Origin of the sequence: Methylobacterium sp. Leaf89 (assembly GCF_001422215.1) — a bacterium.
In the GTDB taxonomy this organism is placed as follows: domain Bacteria; phylum Pseudomonadota; class Alphaproteobacteria; order Rhizobiales; family Beijerinckiaceae; genus Methylobacterium.
Window position 1 is genome coordinate 357,020 of record NZ_LMML01000028.1, and the last position, 19,154, is coordinate 376,173.

The 19,154-nt window shown below is 71.1% G+C and carries 15 protein-coding genes; 8 read left to right on the forward strand and 7 right to left on the reverse strand.

What is annotated here, in order from left to right:
- The first annotated feature begins 32 nt into the window (after nt 1-32).
- The gene (locus ASF18_RS12890; protein WP_056352807.1) at nt 33-1,175 is read left to right on the forward strand and encodes a murein L,D-transpeptidase family protein; all 1,143 of its coding nucleotides are present in this window, start codon (nt 33-35) and stop codon (nt 1,173-1,175) included.
- 231 nt (nt 1,176-1,406) lie between these two features.
- Entirely contained in the window at nt 1,407-2,306 is a 900-nt protein-coding gene (locus ASF18_RS12895; RefSeq protein WP_056276078.1) for an MBL fold metallo-hydrolase, read from the forward strand.
- A gap of 45 nt (nt 2,307-2,351) precedes the next feature.
- Here the strand turns inward: ASF18_RS12895 and ASF18_RS12900 are convergent, their stop codons facing one another.
- The 6 genes from ASF18_RS12900 to ASF18_RS12925 all read right to left on the reverse strand — a co-directional run bounded on the left by ASF18_RS12900 (nt 2,352) and on the right by ASF18_RS12925 (nt 9,302).
- Nucleotides 2,352-3,824, reverse strand: a complete 1,473-nt coding sequence (locus ASF18_RS12900; RefSeq protein ID WP_056211717.1) for an amino acid permease — start codon at nt 3,822-3,824, stop codon at nt 2,352-2,354.
- Nucleotides 3,825-3,990: 166 nt separating this feature from the next.
- The gene (locus ASF18_RS12905; protein ID WP_056352808.1) at nt 3,991-4,653 is read right to left on the reverse strand and encodes a DJ-1/PfpI family protein; all 663 of its coding nucleotides are present in this window, start codon (nt 4,651-4,653) and stop codon (nt 3,991-3,993) included.
- A gap of 137 nt (nt 4,654-4,790) precedes the next feature.
- Nucleotides 4,791-5,168 carry a response regulator gene (locus ASF18_RS12910; RefSeq protein WP_056211718.1) on the reverse strand — a complete coding sequence of 126 codons (378 nt, stop codon included), beginning with the start codon at nt 5,166-5,168 and terminating at the stop codon, nt 4,791-4,793.
- 15 nt (nt 5,169-5,183) lie between these two features.
- Complete coding sequence (locus tag ASF18_RS12915) at nt 5,184-6,455, reverse strand: ATP-binding protein (protein WP_056352081.1); 1,272 nt, start codon at nt 6,453-6,455, stop codon at nt 5,184-5,186.
- Nucleotides 6,456-6,966: 511 nt separating this feature from the next.
- Nucleotides 6,967-8,469, reverse strand: a complete 1,503-nt coding sequence (locus ASF18_RS12920) for a M48 family metalloprotease (protein WP_082487481.1) — start codon at nt 8,467-8,469, stop codon at nt 6,967-6,969.
- Between the two features lie 5 nt (nt 8,470-8,474).
- Nucleotides 8,475-9,302, reverse strand: coding sequence for a DNA-binding protein (locus ASF18_RS12925; RefSeq protein WP_082487582.1), 828 nt, complete (start codon nt 9,300-9,302; stop codon nt 8,475-8,477).
- Nucleotides 9,303-10,816: 1,514 nt separating this feature from the next.
- Between ASF18_RS12925 and ASF18_RS12935 the strand changes: the two genes are divergently transcribed.
- The 4 genes from ASF18_RS12935 to ASF18_RS12950 all read left to right on the forward strand — a co-directional run bounded on the left by ASF18_RS12935 (nt 10,817) and on the right by ASF18_RS12950 (nt 15,312).
- A complete protein-coding gene (locus ASF18_RS12935) occupies nt 10,817-11,242 on the forward strand; it encodes a helix-turn-helix transcriptional regulator (RefSeq protein WP_056276073.1) in 426 nt (141 codons plus the stop codon).
- A 141-nt stretch (nt 11,243-11,383) separates the two neighbouring features.
- On the forward strand, nt 11,384-12,562 hold the full coding sequence (metK, locus tag ASF18_RS12940; protein WP_056276071.1) for a methionine adenosyltransferase: 1,179 nt from the start codon (nt 11,384-11,386) through the stop codon (nt 12,560-12,562).
- A gap of 4 nt (nt 12,563-12,566) precedes the next feature.
- Entirely contained in the window at nt 12,567-13,313 is a 747-nt protein-coding gene (locus ASF18_RS12945) for a tRNA (guanine(46)-N(7))-methyltransferase TrmB (protein ID WP_082487483.1), read from the forward strand.
- Nucleotides 13,314-13,536: 223 nt separating this feature from the next.
- Nucleotides 13,537-15,312 carry an HWE histidine kinase domain-containing protein gene (locus ASF18_RS12950; RefSeq protein ID WP_056211728.1) on the forward strand — a complete coding sequence of 592 codons (1,776 nt, stop codon included), beginning with the start codon at nt 13,537-13,539 and terminating at the stop codon, nt 15,310-15,312.
- 27 nt (nt 15,313-15,339) lie between these two features.
- On the opposite strand, the gene ASF18_RS12955 is transcribed toward ASF18_RS12950, so the two are convergent.
- The gene (locus ASF18_RS12955) at nt 15,340-16,284 is read right to left on the reverse strand and encodes a hypothetical protein (RefSeq protein WP_056352090.1); all 945 of its coding nucleotides are present in this window, start codon (nt 16,282-16,284) and stop codon (nt 15,340-15,342) included.
- Between the two features lie 279 nt (nt 16,285-16,563).
- Here ASF18_RS12955 and ASF18_RS12960 point away from each other — a divergent pair, with 279 nt between their 5' ends.
- Nucleotides 16,564-17,163, forward strand: a complete 600-nt coding sequence (locus ASF18_RS12960) for a superoxide dismutase (protein WP_055946939.1) — start codon at nt 16,564-16,566, stop codon at nt 17,161-17,163.
- 436 nt (nt 17,164-17,599) lie between these two features.
- The gene (gene murJ, locus ASF18_RS12965) at nt 17,600-19,141 is read left to right on the forward strand and encodes a murein biosynthesis integral membrane protein MurJ (RefSeq protein ID WP_056352094.1); all 1,542 of its coding nucleotides are present in this window, start codon (nt 17,600-17,602) and stop codon (nt 19,139-19,141) included.
- Nucleotides 19,142-19,154: the final 13 nt, after the last annotated feature.

Genomic DNA, 19,154 nt, shown 5'->3' on the forward strand with positions numbered 1-19,154 from the left:
TCGCGACGCCGATCCTGGCCCTCGGCGCCGTGATGGCGGCGTCGCCGGCCGCGGCCGAGCCGTCCAAGGCCTTCGCGCCGATTCCGGCCGCCACCCTGGCCCTCATGCAGGCGCGGGGCACCACGGCGGCGGCCCCGGTGCTGTTCCGGGCCTACAAGAAGGAATCCGAGATCGAGGTCTGGAAGCGGGCCGGCAGCGGTCGCTTCGTCCACGTGAAGACCTTCCCGATCTGCCGCTGGTCGGGCCAGCTTGGCCCCAAGCGCAAGAGCGGCGACCGCCAGACCCCCGAGGGGTTCTACACGGTGCCGCAGCGCCAGATGAACCCGAATTCGCGCTACTACCTCTCCTTCGACGTCGGCTACCCCAATGCCTATGACCGGGCCCACGGCTCCACCGGTTCGGCCGTGATGGTGCACGGGGTCTGCTCGTCGATGGGCTGCTTTGCCATGACGGACCAGGTGGTGGGCGAGATCTACGCCATCGCCCGGGAGGCCTTCGCCGGCGGTCAATCCGCCTTCCAGTTCCAGTCCTTCCCGTTCCGGATGACGGCCGCGAACATGGCCCGGCACCGGGCCGATCCGAACATCGATTTCTGGCGCCAGCTCAAGGAGGGCGCCGATCGATTCGACGCCCTCGGCGAGGAGCCGGCCGTCAGCGTGGTCGGCGGTCGCTACGCCTTCGCCCCCGCGAAGGATCCGGCCAAGGAGGTCCAAGTCGTCGCCTATCGCGGGGCCGAGGAGGCGCGCATCGCCACCTTGGTGGAGGAGGGGAGCGCGGCCGTGCGCACCACCTATTCCGACGGGGCGCAGCATCCGTTCTGGGCGGCGCTCGCCGCCAAGGGGGCCTCCCTCGGCGACGTGAGCCGGCCGGAAGCCCTCGCGTATGCGGGCCAGGAGGTGGTGGTCATCGCGGCCCGGCCACGCCCGGTCCCCGTGGCCGAGGCGGTGTGGTCGCGCTGGATCGCGCCGGACTCGCCGCTCTCGCGAACCCGGATGCCGGGCTTCGTCCCGGCTTATGAGCGCATGGCGCCGCTCTTCGCGCCCCTGGCGACCGCCGCCCTCGGGACGGAGGCTTATCCTGTCGCCTGGCCGCGCCTGGTTCGCTTCGGCCTGTCGGGCACCCTGCCGGTGCCCGGTCCGGCCCGGGGCACCCTCGACGTCCTGGCGCAGCGGTGAGTGGGCCGGTGGCCGGGTCGACACAGTTCGCCGGCGAAGTTCCGGGCCGGATGCCTCGCCGCCCAGCCATGTGCGGGCTCGCACATCGGGGGGAGGGGCGGCTTACTACCTCAGAGCAGTTCCACTTCGATCCCGGCACCCGCCTACCGCCGACCCGCGAGGATTGGATCGCGCCGGTGCGACGAAGGGCACCCGATCCAGATTGGGATCGGGGCATATGGTAATCGAACGATGACCTTCTCCTCCCGTCCCTTCGCGGATGACGGCCTCACCCTGACCTTCTGGGGTGTACGCGGTTCGACGCCCGTCAGCGGCCCGGATTACATCGAGTTCGGTGGCAGCACGCCCTGTCTCGAGATCCGGTGCGGCGAGCGGCTGTTCCTCCTCGATGCGGGTTCGGGACTGAATGCCTGCGGCCGCCATCACCGCGATGCGATGCCCAAGGAGATCGACCTCCTCTTCAGCCACCTGCACCTCGACCACACCGCCGGTCTGCCGTTCTTCAAACCCGTGGTGCTGGACCCGGAGCGGACCCTCAACACCTATTGCGGCAATCTCGACGGGGAGAGCGCCGCCGCGGCCCTCGACCGGCTGTTCGCGCCGCCGCTGTTTCCCGTCACCCTCGACATCATTCCCTGCCGGCTCGCCCATCACGGCTTCAAGGCCGGCGAGCGGCTGACCTTCCCCGACGGCGCCACCGTCGACACGATCCTGCTCAACCATCCGCAGGGCTCGGTGGGCTACCGCTTCGAGCATGCGGGCCGGCGGCTCTGCGTGATCAGCGACATCGAGCACAGCGATCCGTGGCCGGACGCGGCCCTGAAGGACTTCGTGCGGGACGCCGACCTCGTGGTCTATGACGGCATGTTCACCGAGGGCGAGTATCCGGTCTGCCGGGGCTGGGGCCACTCGACCTGGCAGAAGGGCGTGGAACTGGCGCAGGCCGCTGGCGTGAAGGCCCTCGCCATCATCCACCTGCATCCCTGCCACACCGACGCGATGCTGCGCAGCGTCGAGGCCGACATGCAGGCGGCGATGCCCACCGCCTTCATCGCCCGTGAGCGCCAGACCGTGGCCGTGGGCGAGCCGGTGTGCAGCGCGCCCACCCTGGCCCTGGCGCGCACCGCCTGAGGCGCAGGGTCCCTCGCCCGAACGGGGCGGGACCTGCCGGCTCGATCAGGCCGCTTCCTCCCGCCCGACGCGGCTGTGGCGCCGGCTCCAGGCGAAGTAGATGACGAGGCCGATGGCGAGCCAGACCAGCAGGCGCAGCCAGGTCTCCCCGTCGAGCGAGACCATCATGGCAAAGCAGCTGAGGATGCCCAGGATCGGCACCAGGGGGACCAGGGGCGTGCGGTAGTCGCGGCGCGCATCCGGCTGGGTCCGGCGCAGGATGATGACGCCGATGCAGACCAGGATGAAGGCCAGCAGCGTGCCGATGCTCGTCATGTGGCCGAGCTGGGAGATCGGCAGGAAGCCGCCCAGCGCGCTGGTGAACACCATGAAGAACAGGTTCGAGCGGTAGGGCGTCTTCCAGGCCGGGTGGATCTTGGAGAAGAAGCCCGGCAGCAGCCGGTCCTGGCTCATGGAGTAGAACACCCGGCTCTGGCCGAGCAGCAGCACCAGGATGACGGTGGAGAAGCCCGCGATCACGCCGAGCGTCACGAGGCTGCGCAGCCACAGGAACGGCGTCTGGCCGATGGCGGTGTTCACCGGGGCGGCGTCGCCCTTCATCTGGTCGTAGTGCACGAGGCCGGTGAGCACCCCCGCGAAGGCGATGTAGATCACCGTGCAGATGGCGAGCGACCCCAGGATGCCGATCATCATGTTGCGCTGGGGATTCTTGGCCTCCTGCGCGGCCGTCGAGACCGCGTCGAAGCCCACATAGGCGAAGAACACCACGCCGGCGCCCCGCATGATCCCGCTCCAGCCGTACTCGCCGAAGGTGCCGGTGTTCTCGGGGATGAACGGCACGTAGTTCTGCGCCTTGATGTAGAACAGCCCGACCCCGATCACGACCGCCACCACGGCGAGCTTGATCAACACCACCACGGCGTTGACCCGGGCCGATTCCCGGATGCCGATCATCAGCAGGGCGGAGGCCGCCACGATGATGAAGATCGCCGGCAGGTTGACGAGGCCGTGGGCCGTGGTGCCGTCGGCGAGGGCGTAGGTCTCGAAGGGGGAGTGGACGAGGCTCGGGGGCAGGTTGATCCCGAGGGTGTCGCGCAGGAAGCGCGTGACGTAGCTGGACCAGCTCACCGAGACCGTGGCCGCGCCGACCGCGTATTCGAGCACGAGGTCCCAGCCGATGATCCAGGCCACGAACTCGCCCATGGTGGCGTAGGCGTAGGTATAGGCCGAGCCCGCCACCGGGATCATGCCGGCGAGTTCGCTGTAGCACATGCCCGCGAAGGCGCAGGCGATCGAGGCGATGGCGAAGGAGATCACCACCGCGGGGCCCGCATGCTCGGCCGCCGCGATGCCGGTCAGGGAGAACAGGCCGGCGCCGATCACCGCACCGATGCCGAGGGCGATCAGGCTCCAGGGGCCGAGGGTGCGGGCGAGCTTGTGCTCGCCGCCCTCCGCGTCGCTGTTCAGCCGTTCCAGCGATTTCGTGCGCGTGAGGTCGCCCGCGAGGCCTGCCGCCATAGGGTGGTCCTATCCTGGTTGGGAGCGGATGACCCGCCCGGCATTGCGGGCGGGCGCGGAAGAGGATGGCAAGGGTGTGGTCTTCGTGAGGGGCGATCTTGGCGTTTGCCCAACGCAGTGGCAAACGGCGATTGGCGGCCCCGGCAGGTTTCGGGCCGCGCTCCCGTCACGGGCGCGTGATCGCCGCGGCCGCCGCGTCCGCACCGTCGATGAGTGGGCCGAGGATCGCCCGCGCCCGCGCGGTGATGGCGGGGCCGGCCGCTTCCGGCGTTCCGGCCACGAAGGGGGGCGCCGGGGCGTATTCGGCCACGAGCTGGCTCGTGCGGGCCGCCTCCGGCCCGGCGAGCCGCGCGCAGAACGCCAGGGCGAAGTCCAGACCCGCCGAGACGCCCGCCGCCGTGACGCGGTTGCGGTCGAAGACCACGCGCTCATCCACCGGAATGGCGCCGAGGCGCGGCAGCACCCGGTCGCGGACGCACCAGTGCGAGGTGGCGCGATAGCCCTGCAGGAGGCCGGCCGCCCCGAGGATCAGCGAGCCGGTGCAGACGCTGGTGATCCAGCCGGCGCGCGTCGCCCGGTCGCGCAGGAAGGCCAGGGTGTCGGCATCGCGCATCTGCGCGGGCGTGCCGTCGCCCCCCGGCACGAACAGCACGTCGAGGTCGCGCGGGCAGGTCTCGAAGCTGTCCCCGGCCAGGAGGGTCAGGCCGGTATCCGATGAGACAGGGCCGGCCGAGCGTGCCACGAGGTGCAGCCCGCCTCCGGCGATGCCGGCGAGGAGGGCCTGCGGCCCGACGAGATCGAGGGCGGTCATGCCCGGATAGAGCAGCATCGCGATGCGCAGCGCGCGTGTCCGCGCGGGCCCCGCCTCGGGCGCCCCGGCCGCGGAGGATCCGACGGCGGTCAGCGCCGCGGCGCCCGCGAGCCCCGCGACCGCGACGGCGCGGCGGGTGGGGCCGGGGGGCTGGATCACGCGTTCGGCCCGACCGCGAAGGATTCGATGGCCTTGATCAGCGTCGCCGCGCGGTAGGGCTTGGTGAAGAACACGCTGCCCGCGATGAGGCGGGGCGGCGTCTGCGAGAACCCCGTGGCGTAGATGACCGGCAGGTCGGGACGCAGGGTCCGCGCGGCCTCGGCGAGCTGCCATCCGTCCATCAGGCCGGGCAGCCGGATATCGGTGAACAGGATGTCGACGGACGCTTCCGCCTTCAGGATGTTCAGGGCGATCTCGGCGGTCGCCGCCTGGAAGACGGCGAAGCCGGCATCCTCGAGATCGGCCGTGATGACTTCCAGTAGCAGAGACTCGTCCTCCACCATGAGGATGCGTGGTTTGGCCGAGCCGCTCATCGTCGTGGCGTTCCGTCAGGCGTAGCCCAGGCGTGGTGTGCGGCCGAGCCGGGACGCCTCTCCACTCGGATGAGGGGACGATAGCTCGGTTGGATCCCGAGGCAAGTAGATCCATACCGTCGTGCCACGGCCCGGTGCACTTTCAATCACGACGTGCCCATCGGATTGCTTGGCAAAGCCGAAGACCTGGCTCAGGCCGAGGCCGGTGCCCTCGCCCACCGCCTTGGTGGTGAAGAACGGCTCGAAGGCACGGGCGAGAACCTCCGGGCTCATGCCCTGGCCGCTATCCGCGACCGCGATGGCCACGTGATCGACGGGGCGCAGGGCGGGGATCTGCTCGGCTTCCGCGGCGGGAACGTTGCGCGTGCGGATGACCGTGCGTCCGCCCTCTTCGGTCGCGTCGCGGGCATTCACCGCGAGGTTCAGCAGGGCGTTCTCCAGTTGGTTGGCGTCGACGCAGACGGGCCAGACCTGCGGCGCGAGGGTCATTTCCGGGCGCTCCACCGTGTCGAGGGCCCCGCGCAGGAGTTCCGACAGGTCGCGGATCAGCCGGTTCGGGTCGACCCGCACCGGCTGGAGGGGCTGGCGCCGGGCGAAGGCGAGCATCTTCTGCACCAGGGCCGCGGCGCGCTCGGCCCCCGTGAGCGCGCCGTTCAGGGAGCGGCGCGCCCCGCTCTCCGGAGGCAGGAAGCGCTCGATCCGGTCGAGGTTGCTGATGACGACGCCGAGCAGGTTGTTGAAGTCGTGGGCGACGCCCCCCGTGAGGGCGCCGATGGCCTCCAGCTTCTGGCTCTGGCGCAGCATCTCCTCGGCCCGGTCGCGCTCGGCATGGGCCTCGTGCAGGGCGGCCAGCGCCGCGTCGCGCTCGCCGATCCGCGCCAGCAGCTCGGCATTCGCCCTGCGCAGCTGGTCGGGCGAGGGCAGGGCGAGGGCCCGCGGCAGCAGGACCCAGAGCAGGATCGCCGTCACGATCGAGGCGGCGGCGGTGATCGCCTTGATCACGGCCTCGGCCGCGTAGTCCGGCACCCACAGGGTCCAGATTCCGAAGAGATGGGTGGTGCCGCAGGCGAGGATGAAAAGGGCGAAGGCCCAGAACATCCATCCGAAGGCGATGTCGCGCCGCCGGGTCACGAAGACCCCGAGGGCCACCGGGATGGTGAAGTAGGCGAAGGCGATGATCGCGTCCGAGACGACATGCGTCCAGATCAGCTCCGGCCGCCACAGCAGGCAGATCCCGTGTGGTGCCAGGCTGGTGCGGTCGAGGAAGCCGCTCAGGATCGCGAGCATGTCAGGTCTCGGAGGCTCCGGGTTCATCCGCTTCCGACCGGGCAGGCGCAGCGGGCATGATCTGCGTCCAATTATAGCCTGAACAACGCCTGACGTCCCAGACAAAAGCGCGTGTTGACTATGAGCTATTAAGGGTCACGACTGGGGCGTGCGCTGATTTATTATGGCTCTGCACGGGGACGGCGCCGCCGCGCGGTTTTGGCCCGCGGTCTCGGCGCGCGTGCGCTCCCCCGCATGGAGGGTGAACCATGTGCGGGGTCAGCCGCTCGGCGCATCGGTCGAGGCGGAGGAGCCGGTGGTCCGCGGCGGGGCGAGATTCCCGAGAGTGGCACGGAAGGGAACTCGCAGCCGATCGATCCGCCGCGATCGCCGAGGCCTCGACGGTGCGCGAAACCGGAGCGGGGAAGCCTGTCCCACACGGCCGGGCACCGACCGGCGCCGAAGTCCGCTCCCGACTCGCCGCTCCCGACTTGTTGATCGCGTCTTGCCGAGTGCTTCTCGCCGGGCGCGTCTATTCCACCACGACCTTGTAGGTCTGGCCCGCCCGGAGGGGGGCGCCGCGCTCCAGGCCGTTCAGCACGAGGAAGCGCTCTACCGGTTTATCCGGGACCACCATGCGCTGCGCCAGGGCCTCGACGGTCTCGCCGGCGCCGGCCGTCACCACCACGAGGCGCAGGGGCCGCAGGGTCCGGGCCTCGGCCGGATCGATCGCGGACAGGCTCTCGGTCCAGCGCCGGAAGGCGCCGTCCGGATCGGTGCTGCCCTTGGCCGCCATGATCATCCGGAAGGTGGTCTCGCCTACCCGGATCACGGCGAGGCGGAAGGTCCAATCCTTGCCGCGGGACAGGGCCGTGGCCGCCGGGTAGCCGGCGACCATCCGGTTCTCCAGGGAGCCCGGCTCGACGACATCGTTCCAGGTCGCCTTTAGCACCTCGTCGAGGCCCTGGCCCGGATTGCTCTCGACCTGATCGAAGAGCAGGCGCCGGCTGCCCTCTCCGGTGGTGCCCAGGACCGCGTTGCGGGTGTTCTCGATGGAGAAGCCTTCCGGCACCTCGAAGGCGATGCCGAGGGCGGGATGGAGGAACTTGCGCCCGCGCACGACGCCGTCGCCCGGATTGTCGCCGTAGGCGATGCCGTCGATGGCCGCGAGGTAGCGGGCGCGCTCGTCGACCCCGAGGCCGGGGGCACCGATGAGGCGGGCGGCGCGGGTCACCAGCGTGATGCGCTCGGTGGTGCCCGGATGGGTCGCCAGCATATCGGATTCGCCGGCCATGCCGGTGCCGGTCTTCAGGGCTGTGGTCCGGCTCAGGGCCGTGAGGAACCGGCCGGCGCCGAACGGATCGTAGCCGGCGCGCGCCAGGGTGCGCACCCCGACGCTGTCGGCCTCGAGTTCCTGATCGCGCGAGAACCGGGCGAGGGCGAATTTCGACTGGCTCTGGAGCTGGGCGCCCGTCACGGGATCGTTGAGTACGTCGGCCACGACCTTGCTGACCAGCTGCGAGCGCAGCGCCAGCTCGGTGCGCGCCGTGGCGTGGCGCAAGGTGACGTGGGCGATCTCGTGGGCGAGGACGGCGGCCACCTCGGAGGTGTCGCTCGCCAGTGCCAGCAGGCCCCGGGTGACGTAGAGCCGGCCGCTCGGCAGCGCGAAGGCGTTGATGACGGGCGAGTCGAGCAGGGTGACCGCGTAGGTCTCCTCCGGCCGCTCGGTCGCCTTGACGAGGCGGTCGGTCACGTCGCTGACGAGACGCAACGTCGCCGGGGACCGGTACTCGCCGCCGAAGGAGGCCACGAGCTTGGCGTGGTCGGCGTCCGAGGCGGTGCGCTCGCGCCCCGTCGTGCGCGGCGCCTCGCGGGGCACGGCCAGCGCCGCCTTCTGCACGACGGCACCGGTCTGGTCGCCGATGCAGCCCGAGAGCAGCAGACCGAGGAGCGGCCAGGCGGCGGCCTGCCGGCCGGGCCGGAGCCGGCCCGCCGGCGAAGGAGCGGCCATCGTGAGGCGAAGGATCGAACCCATGCCGTTCAGCGCCGCTGCGCCTGCTCCCCGTCCAGAACTTCGATCATGTCGGCACTCGCGATGTCGAGGGTCGGGCCGCGCCACGCCTCGACCACCCCCCGGACCCGGACCTCTCGCCCGCGCAGGGAGGCCGCACTCAAACCACGTTCCTGCAAGACGCGCCAAGTGCGTTTCGACACGGTCACGGTCAGCCCATCCTCGCCCCGGCCTGCGAAGTCGAGATAGGTGCGGCGCGGGCGCTCGCCGACCCACCGCACCGCGCCCTGCATCACGACGAAGTGACCCAGTCTGGCGCGCAGGGCCGGGCCGTCCCGGACGTCCGGACCGGCTTGGCCCCAGAGGCCGCGGCCGCGCCGTCGCGCCCCGGCCTCGACCGCCAGGAGAGCCGGCCGGCACAGGGTGTCCCGCTCGCCCGCATCGACCGCGACGAGGCCGAGGGCCACCAGCCCGGCCGCGAGATCGGGCGTCGCCGCCTCGGCGTCGCTCTCGGCCACCGTCGCGTCGACGTGGGACCGGCCCCATCGATCGCTCTCGCCCCGGGCGACCAGCGTCAGGGAGCGTCCGTTGCGGGCGAGCAGCCAGGCGCCGGCCTCCGACGCCAGGTCCGGCCTGTCCGGCCAGCGCACGCCGTCCAGCACGGCCCGTTGGCCGGACGCGAGGATCAGCTCGCCCCGCACGCCGAGGCCGGCGAGACGCTCCGCCCGCGCCGGCGCCTCACGGCACTCGGGCGCGCCCGCGCCGGCCGGGTTCGGCAGCGCGAGAGCGGCGCCCACGGCCAAGCCGAGACGCCGTCCTCCCCGCAGGCGGGGCGATCGTCGCTGTACGATCGTCACGAAACCGACTCCCGGGCGATGGTGCGAATCCCCCGCCATTGTCGCCCCGTACGGGGTAGAGACAAGGAAGGGGGCCGGCGCGCCGGCCGGTTCATGCCGCATTGCGGCAAGATGGCCACAGGCGAGACGACCGCCCAAGGGGAGGGGAGGCCGGCGGGGCTGGGCCTCGCGGACCGGCCGGCAGAGACGTGCGTCCCCGGTTGGCGGGTCCGGACGATGATGCTAGGAACACCCCCGGTGAGTCTCCGTAGCTCAGCTGGACAGAGCACAGGTTTCCTAGATCTTAATTGGGCGTCGCGAGGGGAAACCGCGCGGCGGATCCGCTCAAATTCGGGGAACGCTCACCGTGTGCTTCCGGCGCACGCAGCCAATCCCGAGCCAAGCCCGGCACCCGCATCCGCGGGCTTCGGGACGGTGTAGAGACTAGACGGGCGGCACCTAAGGGGTTCGGCGACGAAGCCTACGGTGAAGGGATAGTCCAGACCACGAACGGGCGCCTCCGGGCGCGCGGCGGCGGAAGCCGAAGTGGGATGAAACCTGGGGTCGCAGGTTCGAGACCTGCCGGGGACGCCACCACGTACGCGCCGTGTCCGGCGCGCGATTGCATCGATCTCGCTTCAGAATTTTGTAGGCTCGGGCTTGGAGGCTTGGGCCGTTGCGCCGGGCATGCCCCCGCAAGGGCAGGGGGCGACCCGTACACGCCCGCGTGCCTGGGCTCGGCGCCCGCAGGTGCGGATCGAATCGGCGCGCGCTGGCGGGCCGGTGTCCGAATGGAGGCTTGGTCCGGAAGGCCCGTCCTAGGGCTTGCGGGTCCGCGAGGCTTCCTCGATGGCCGCCTGATGATATCCGCTGTCGTGGTAGGCCGCTTGGGACGGGCGCTGCCCCTTCGCCTCGCCGTCCGTCTTGCCGATCGCGGGTAATCCCTGTGCCGCCGAGGCCCGCGGATTGCGAAAGGGCAGAATCGTGGCCGTCTGTTGATGATGTCCCATAGTCATGACGCGTGAGGTCCCTTCATGCGCTGCCTTCGCAGCGCCGTGGGACAAGAGTATAGGTCTGCCTGATACGTTTTGCATCACGAGGAGCCCGATAAATCCTTCAGATGCGAGAAATATAGGCTTGCCCCATATTCTTTCAGGATTGGTCAAGGTCTCTGACCGTTCGAGGCGTGAAATTGGGCATGACCGCTTCTTGATCTGACGGTTGTTGATGGGCGGGCGCGATCTCGCCGTCCGGCACCTGGATGCCGTCTGCCCCAGGGCTCGACCACGCCGGCCGCCCGGGCCCGGTCGCGATGCGGGAAATGTGGGGTGGACGGCTTGTCCACATGATCGCCCGGTCGCGTGATCCCCAGGGCCCCGTTCGGTTTGACGCCTGCGGGAGGGGGCCATACCGTCCCGCCGGGCGAACGGAAGGCAGGTCGTCTCCGCGGCGAAGCCTTCGCTGAGGGCGAAGGGGCCGGACGTGGTCAGGCCCTGGCGCTGCAAGGGCTCGCAGCAGAGCGTGGGACGGGCAAGATGGCTGGGCAGAAGACGGACGCACGGGACGTTCACGTGGGGCAGCGAATCGCCGAGCAGCGCAAGAGGGCGTCCCTGACCCAGAAGCGCGTCGCCCAGAGCTTCGGGATGTCGGCCGCTCAGTTGCAGAAGTACGAGAAGGGCACGAACCGCATCAGCGCCATCCATCTCGACACCTTCAGCCGACTGACGGGGGTGCCGATCGCCTATTTCTTCGACGGGCTGGAGCACGAGGGCGCGGGACCGTCCGGCGGCGACGCAGGACCGGGGTTCGCCGAGGGGCCCCAGGAGGTCTACGCCGCCGACAATCCCTGGCTGGGCCTGACGAACGTCGTGGTGCAGCACGTGAGCGCACATTTCCCCGAGCCGGAGCGCCGCCGGTTCGCCGCGATCCTCCAGGCGATCGGGCGCCAGCTTGATGACTGATCTATCGTCCGATTCGTTCGCTTTGGCGGATTTATCCGGTCTTCCGGCTTGACCCTGCGGGGCCGTCCTGCCAGACACGCGCGCCTGATCAATCGGGAACGGCGCCGCGACAGCTTGGGCGCTCACAGCATGGGGACCCCAATGCCGCGTTCAAACTACCTGTTCACGAGCGAATCCGTCTCGGAAGGCCACCCCGACAAGGTCTGCGACCGGATCTCCGACACCGTCGTGGACGCCTACCTCGCGGCGATGCCGGAGGCCCGCCTCGGCGTCGAGACCCTGGCCACCACCAACCGCATCGTCATCGCGGGCGAGGTGCGCGGTCCCGATTCCGTGACCTTCGACCATCTCGCCGAGCTGACCCGCGCGGCGGTCAAGGACATCGGCTACGAGCAGTCGGGCTTCCACTGGAAGAACAACGACATCGCCATCCACCTGCACGCCCAGTCGGCGGACATCGCGCAGGGCGTGGACTCGTCCGGTAATAAGGACGAGGGCGCGGGCGACCAGGGCATCATGTTCGGCTACGCCTCCGACGAGACGCCCGAGCTGATGCCGGCGCCGATCTACTACGCCCACAAGATCCTCAAGGACCTCGCCGACGCCCGCAAGGCCCGCCAGGGCGACGCCGCCAAGCTCGGCCCCGACGCCAAGAGCCAGGTCACCGTCCGCTACGAGAACGGCCGCCCCGTCGGCGTCACGCAGATCGTGCTCTCGACCCAGCACCTGGACGAGTCCCTCGACTCGGCCGACGTGCGCGCCATCGTCGAGCCCTACATCCTGGCCGCCCTGCCGCAGAACTGGGTCTCCGAGGAGACCGTCTGGCACGTGAACCCGACCGGCAAGTTCGTGATCGGCGGTCCCGACGGCGATGCCGGCCTCACCGGCCGCAAGATCATCGTCGACACCTACGGCGGCGCGGCGCCCCACGGCGGCGGCGCCTTCTCGGGCAAGGATCCGACGAAGGTCGACCGCTCGGCCGCCTACGCGGCGCGCTACCTCGCCAAGAACGTGGTGGCCGCCGGCCTCGCCACCCGCGCGACGATCCAGCTCGCCTACGCCATCGGCGTCGCCAAGCCGCTCTCGATCTACGTCGACCTCCACGGGACCGGCCAGGTCGACGAGGCCCGGCTCGAGGACGTGCTGATGAACGCCTTCGACCTGTCGCCCCGCGGCATCCGGACGAAGCTCGGCCTCAACAAGCCGATCTACGCCCGCACCTCCGCCTACGGCCATTTCGGCCGCGCCCCGGAGGCCGATGGCGGGTTCTCGTGGGAGCGCGTCGATCTGGCCGACAGCCTCAAGTCGGCCCTGGCCTGACCCCATGACCCTGGGGCGGGACCAGCTCCCGCCCCACCCGGGCGGGCACGAATCACCGGAGGGCGCCGACCGCGCCTTCTACGGCCGCCGCAAGGGCAAGCGCCTGCGGGCCGGCCAGGAGCAGCGCCTGTCCGAGCTGCTGCCGACCCTCCGGCTGACCCTGCCGCCCGCCGGCGAGCCCCTCGATCCTCCGAGCCTGTTTCCCGTCCCGGTGGACGAGGTCTGGCTCGAGATCGGCTTCGGCGGCGGCGAGCATCTCGCCGCCCAGGCGGCCGCCCACCCCCGCACCGGCATCATCGGCGCGGAGCCCTTCGTCAACGGCGTCGTCAAGCTCCTGCGCGCGGTGGACGAGGCGGCCCTCCGCAACGTCCGGATCTGGGACGAGGACGCCACGGCCCTGCTCGCGGCCCTGCCCGATGCCAGCCTGGCCCGGGTCTACCTGCTCTATCCCGATCCCTGGCCCAAGCGCCGGCAGCGCAAGCGCCGCTTCGTCTCCGACGGCGCCCTGGCGGAGATCGCCCGCGTGATCCGGCCCGGCGGCGTGTTCCGCTTCGCCAGCGACATCGACGATTACGCCGGCTGGACCCTCGTTCGCGCCGCGCGCTGTCCGGACCTCGCCTGGACCGCCGAGGCGGCCCGGGACTGGACGCAGCCCTGGTCGGATTGGCCGGGCACCCGCTACGAGGCCAAGGCCCTCGCCGCCGGCCGGCCGCCGAGCTACCTCGAATTCCGCCGGGTCGGACCGGCCTGAGCGCGGTGGCGGCGTAACCCGGTTTGCCGACATCCTTTTGATGGGGTTGTTCGAGAAACGCGCATCCCCATCTCAGCCCGGCCTTGTTCCGCTCGGACTTCGGTTGTCTGATGGGCCGCGATCACCGCGAGCCGTCCGGTGGAGCGCGGCCGCGCGTCCGTGACACGAGGTCGGACGCGCCGAGCGAGGATGTGGCGTGCACGACGCTTCGGACAAGTCTTCCATGGACAAGTCTTCCATCGCGGGCGTCGGGACGGACTTGGCGTCGGCGCCCGCCCCGGATGCCGGGCCAGGATCGGGTCTGCACGGGACGGCCTTCGCACAGGCGCCGATCGGCATCCTGGTGGTCGACGGGGCCGGCCTCATCCGCGACGCCAACCCCCATCTCTGCGATCTCCTCGGCTATGAGCCGGGCGCCCTCAATGGGCGGGCCCTCTCGGTCCTCGGCGCCGTGGCCCAGCGCGTCTGCATCCGGCGCTGGCTCCGGGCGGACGGCACCGGCCTGGACATGCGCATCCGCCCCTCGAAGCAGCGCGACGACCTGCAGATCCTCGTGGTCGAGGCCGTCGATCCCGACGAGGTCGCGCGAGCCGAGGAGAACCGCGCCGCCCTGACGGCGGCGGGCCTGGGCGAGTGGCGCTACGACTTCGCCGACGGCCGGGTCGTCCTGTCGCGCCGGGCCGCGCATCTCCTCGGCTATGCCGCGGACGATCCGGTCACCTGGACCCGCCTCCAGGCCGCGATGGACGGCGGCGAGGTCGCCCGCATCCGGGCCCAGGTCCGCGCATCCTTGCGGGACGGCGCGCCCTTCACCTTCGAATGCCGCCTGCGCCGGGCGCCGGACGGCACCGCGATCGATGTCGGGGTCCGGGGGCAGGCCATTCCGGCGGGGGAGGGCGCCGATCGACCCGCGACCCTCGTCGGCGTGGTCGAGGACGTGACCACCCACGTGGAGGCCCGCAACGCCCTGCGGGACGGCGAGCAGCGCCTGCGCATCGCCACCTCCCTGGCGGCCCTCGGGATCTTCGAATGGCACATGCTCGACGACCAGGCGATCTGGGAGAACGAGCGCATGTTCGCAATCTTCGGGCGCAGCGCCGCCGACGGCGCCCTGGGCAAGCGCGAATTCCTCGAGACCGTGCTGCATCCCGACGACCGCCCGGCCTTCCGCGCCGCGATCACGCAGGCCCTGCGCGAGGACACCACCCTGGCGGTCTCGGCTCGCATCCGCCGCCTCAGCGACGGGGCGTGGCGCACCCTCGACTTCGCCGGGCGCTTCGAGCGCGACGCGCCCAACCGCCTGCCGCGCCGCCTGATCGGGGTCGTGGCCGACGTGACCGAGCGCCGGCTCGCCGAGGAGCGCCAGACGCTCCTGATCCGCGAGCTGCACCACCGGGTGAAGAACACCCTGGCCACGGTCCAGGCCATCGTCGGATCGACCGCCCGCACCGCCTCCAGCATCGAGAGCTTCTACGAGGCCTTCGTCGGCCGGATCATGTCGCTGGCCCACACCCACTCGGTCCTCACCGAGGACACCTGGCAGACGGCGTCCCTGCGCACCCTGCTCGCCAACGAGTTGAAGCCCTATGCGGAAGGATCCCTGAACGGTGCGGAGGAGCGGGACGCCCGCATCCAGCTCTCCGGCCCCCCCGTCGACATGGCGTCCGAGGTCGCGGTGCCGATCGGCATGGCGATCCACGAACTGACCACGAACGCCGCCAAGTACGGGGCCCTGTCCACCCGGGACGGCCGGGTGGCGATCACCTGGGCGCTCGAGCCCGGCGGTCCGGCCGGGACCCTGCACTTCACCTGGGTCGAGAGCGGCGGCCCACCGGTCGCACCGCCGAAGCGGCAGGGCTTCGGCTCGCGCCTGCTTCAGCGGGTGCTGACGGCCCAGGTGCGGGCCGAGGTCTCCATGAACTACCCGCCGGAGGGGTTCACCCTGACGATGCGGGCGCCCCTGCCGGTCCGCAACGCGGCGCTGAATCCGCTGGCCTGAGGGCGCTCCCGCGAAGGAGGGCTGCGATCAGGCCGCGCCGCGGCTGTCGGTCTCCCCGCCCGCCTCGACGAAGGCCTTGAGTTCGTCGAGGGAGCCGAAGGTGAAGCGGCCCCGCGGCGTGTCCGCCTCGATCACGCCGGTGGAATACATAACGTAGGTGTTCCCTCCCGAGGCATAGGTGCCGACGACCTGCGGTTCCTCCGCGACGGGGGGCGTGGACTCGGCGGCCGGCGCCTCCGGGGACGGTTCGGGCTTGTCCTCGGGAACGCCCACGAACTCGGCCGTCTCGACGGCGGACGGATGCGGGGGAACGGGGTCGGGCGCGCGACGGGGCTCCGCCTCGGCCTCCTTGAAGCGAGGGGCGCTCTCGGGCGCCGGCTCGGGTGCCGGCGCGGGAGCGGGGCCGTCGAACAGGTCGTTCTCCGTCGCCCGGGTCTCGGGATCCGGTGCGGCGTCGGCGATGCGCGGCTCCGGGATGTGCGGCTCCGGACGATCGTGGGACGCGTCCGCCGGCAGCAGGTTCGGCAGCAGAGGTTCGGCGGCCGAGGGCTCCGGGGATGGCGGCGCGGGGTCGAAGAAGGTCGGTTCCAGGCCGGGGCGAGTGGAGGCGGCGCCTCCCAAGCCCGCGCCGGCGCCCAGACCCGCTCCCAGGCTCGCGGCGGTGGCGGCGAGGCTCGGCCGGGCCCGCTGGGCGGCGCTCGGGTCTGCTGCGCCGCCGGGGGCGAGCCCGGTCTCGGCCGGGGGGAAGGACGGGGTCGCCGGACGCGCCTCGCGGAAGGCGCGCTCCAGGCCGCGCAGGCGGCCCGCCACGACCGCCAGTCCCAGCACCACGGCCCCGGCTGACGCCGTGGTGGCGCCCGCGATGGTCATGGCGAGACCGCTCTCCAGCCGGACGAAGGGGAAACCCTGGATGACGGATACGATTCCGCCGACGATCATGACGGCGGCCAGCGCGAACAGCGCGATATTCATGGATGTCTCGACAAACGCCTGCACCTTCAGGTGCGGCGCGCACACTAAAGGCCTGGGGGGCATTTGCAAAACGCACACTCGCACGCCGGGCGCAGCCACGCCCCGGGCAGGCCCCCGCGGATCGCCGCCGTCCGGGCATCGTCTCCGCTCGGGCGCGGACGCCACCCGGGCATCGACTTCATCCGGGCATCGACTTACGTAACGGCGCGTTGGTGCGAGGATCGCGCGCGGATCGCGCGCCTGATCGTGTCCGATGTCTCACGAGACGGAGAGTTGCCCATGACCTTCACCTTGCCCGAACTGCCCTACGCCTACGACGCGCTCGGCCCCTACATGTCGAAGGAAACCCTCGAGTTTCACCACGACAAGCACCACAAGGCCTATGTCGACACGGGCAACAAGCTGCTCGAGGGCACGGGCCTGGAAGGCAAGAGCGTCGAGGAGGTCCTGACCTCGGCCTACGGCAACAACCAGCCGCTCTTCAACAATGCCGGCCAGCACTACAACCACATCCATTTCTGGCAGTGGATGAAGCCCAACGGCGGCGGCGCCGCCCCGGGTGCGCTCGCCAAGAAGATCGACGAGGATCTCGGCGGCTTCGAGAAGTTCAAGGCCGACTTCATCCAGGCCGGCGTCGGTCAGTTCGGCTCCGGCTGGGCCTGGCTCGCGGTCAAGGACGGCAAGCTCGCCATCATGAAGACCCCGAACGGCGAGAACCCGCTCGTGCACGGCGCCAAGCCGATCCTCGGCGTCGACGTCTGGGAGCACTCCTACTACATCGACTACCGCAATCGCCGCCCCGACTACCTCAAGGCGTTCATCGAGAACCTGGTGAACTGGGAGCACGTGGAAAAGATGTACGGTGAGGCCACCGCGTAAGGCCCCACGATCCTACGGCCTCGCCGCGAGGCTGGGGACAGGCGCCGTCTCGCGAAGGACAGGGCCGTCGCTGACGGAGACCGGCTGACCGGAATTCTCCGGCGGCCCGCCGTCATCCCGGAGCCACGTCGCGGAAGCCGGGATCCGGAAACGCAGGTGGTGCGAGATTTCGCACGGGCGGCGGCTCTGGAGTCCGGGCTCGTCTCCGACGACCCGGAATGACGGCGAGGTGTCTTGGGCGAGTGTCTGGTCCAAGGCGAGAGGGCCTGCTGCGCCGGGGCGGACCTGCCCGGTCGGGCAAACACCGACCGAGGGCCGTCCGTCCGTGCGCGGCGCAAGGCGCATGACCGTTGAACGGTTCCGCGTTTGCGCCGGGCGCGCCGGCATGGTCTAGGGCTCGCCCGACTCTCCCCGCCCCGCGTCCCGGCAGTCCCCCATGATCCGCAGCATCCTCTCCGTCGGCGGTTGGACGCTGGTTTCGCGCGTCACCGGGTTCGCCCGCGACGTGGTGATGGCCGCGATCCTGGGAGCCGGGCCGGTGGCCGACGCCTTCGTGGTGGCGTTCCGCCTGCCGAACCACTTCCGGGCGATCTTCGGCGAGGGCGCCTTCAACACCGCCTTCGTGCCGAGCTACGCCAGCCTGTCGGAGACCGAGAAGGCCGACCCGGAGACGGGCGCGGCCCGGCGCTTCGCCGACCGCATCTTCACCCTGATGCTGCTGGTGCAGATCGGCTTCCTGGCCCTCGCCATGCCGGCGATGCCCTGGGTCGTGCGGGCCCTGGCGCCCGGTTTCTCGGAGGACCCGGAGCGGTTCGCGCTCGCCGTCTCGCTGACCCGGATCACCTTCCCCTACCTCCTGTTCATGACGCTGGTGACCCTGTTCTCCGGCCTCCTCAACGCCCATCGGCGCTTCGCCGTGGCGGCCGGTGCGCCGGTCCTCCTGAACCTGTCGATGCTGGCCGCCCTGGCCTCGGCGTCGCTCTTCCCCAACGCCGCCTACGCTGCCGCCTGGGGCGTGACGGTGTCGGGCGTGCTGCAATTCGCCCTGGTGTGGTGGGATTGCCGGCGGGCGGGCATCGCCCCGACCCTGACGACACCGACCCTGCGCGACCCGGCCATGCGGCGCTTCTTCAAGGTGCTGGGGCCGGCGGTGATCGGCTCGGCCGGGTTCCAGATCGCCTCCTTCGCCGACACGATCCTGGCGAGCTTCCTGCCGACCGGTGCGGTCTCGGCCCTGTACTACGCCGACCGGCTCTACCAGCTGCCCTTCGGGGTCATCGCCATCGCGGCCGGCACGGTGCTCCTGCCGGAGATGAGCCGGCGCATCGCCGGCGGCGACGTCGCCGGCGCGCATGCGTCGCAGAACCGCGCCGCGGGCTTTTCCCTCGCCCTCTCGGCGCCCTTCACGGTGGCGTTCCTCACCCTGCCGGTCCTGATCATGACGGCTCTGTTCCAGCGCGGCGCCTTCGGGGCGGAGGATGCCGCCCGCGCGGCCTCGGTGCTCGCCGCCTACGGGCTCGCCCTGCCGGCCGTGGTGCTCCTGCGCAGCGCGCTCCCGAGCTTCTACGCCCGGCAGGACACGATGACCCCGCTCATCGCCTCGCTGACCGCCATCGCCGTCAACGTCGCCCTGAAGGTGGTGCTCACCGGTCCCTACGGCGTGACCGGCCTCGCGATGGCCACGGCCATCGGCCAGTGGGTCAACCTCGGTCTCCTCGTGGCCCTCGCCTGGCGCCGCGGATGGATGGCACCGGGCCGCACCCTCGGGGTCACCGGCGTCGGGGTGGTGGTGGCCTGCATCGCCCTCGCGGCCACCGCCCATTACGGCCTGCCCCTGGCCGATGCCCTGGTGCCGGCCCTGCCGCGCCTGCGCGAGATGGCGGTGCTGGGCCTGCTCGGGATCGCCGGAACGCTGGTCTACGCCGTGCTGTTGTTGGGGACGCTGCGCCTGTTCGGGCTTCGCCTGCGGCGCGCCTGATCCCGCCTCCGCT

Excerpts from the sequence above, each read along its gene's own strand:
- ASF18_RS12935 (WP_056276073.1), top strand. The coding sequence starts at position 10,817 with ATGGCTGGGCAGAAGACGGACGCACGGGACGTTCACGTGGGGCAGCGA.
- murJ (WP_056352094.1), top strand. The coding sequence starts at position 17,600 with ATGATCCGCAGCATCCTCTCCGTCGGCGGTTGGACGCTGGTTTCGCGC.
- ASF18_RS12900 (WP_056211717.1), bottom strand. The coding sequence starts at position 3,824 with ATGGCGGCAGGCCTCGCGGGCGACCTCACGCGCACGAAATCGCTGGAA.
- ASF18_RS12895 (WP_056276078.1), top strand. The coding sequence starts at position 1,407 with ATGACCTTCTCCTCCCGTCCCTTCGCGGATGACGGCCTCACCCTGACC.
- ASF18_RS12950 (WP_056211728.1), top strand. The coding sequence starts at position 13,537 with ATGGACAAGTCTTCCATCGCGGGCGTCGGGACGGACTTGGCGTCGGCG.
- metK (WP_056276071.1), top strand. The coding sequence starts at position 11,384 with ATGCCGCGTTCAAACTACCTGTTCACGAGCGAATCCGTCTCGGAAGGC.
- ASF18_RS12910 (WP_056211718.1), bottom strand. The coding sequence starts at position 5,168 with ATGAGCGGCTCGGCCAAACCACGCATCCTCATGGTGGAGGACGAGTCT.
- ASF18_RS12905 (WP_056352808.1), bottom strand. The coding sequence starts at position 4,653 with ATGCTGCTCTATCCGGGCATGACCGCCCTCGATCTCGTCGGGCCGCAG.
- ASF18_RS12960 (WP_055946939.1), top strand. The coding sequence starts at position 16,564 with ATGACCTTCACCTTGCCCGAACTGCCCTACGCCTACGACGCGCTCGGC.
- ASF18_RS12945 (WP_082487483.1), top strand. The coding sequence starts at position 12,567 with ATGACCCTGGGGCGGGACCAGCTCCCGCCCCACCCGGGCGGGCACGAA.
- ASF18_RS12915 (WP_056352081.1), bottom strand. The coding sequence starts at position 6,455 with ATGCTCGCGATCCTGAGCGGCTTCCTCGACCGCACCAGCCTGGCACCA.
- ASF18_RS12955 (WP_056352090.1), bottom strand. The coding sequence starts at position 16,284 with ATGAATATCGCGCTGTTCGCGCTGGCCGCCGTCATGATCGTCGGCGGA.
- ASF18_RS12920 (WP_082487481.1), bottom strand. The coding sequence starts at position 8,469 with ATGGGTTCGATCCTTCGCCTCACGATGGCCGCTCCTTCGCCGGCGGGC.
- ASF18_RS12890 (WP_056352807.1), top strand. The coding sequence starts at position 33 with ATGGCGGCGTCGCCGGCCGCGGCCGAGCCGTCCAAGGCCTTCGCGCCG.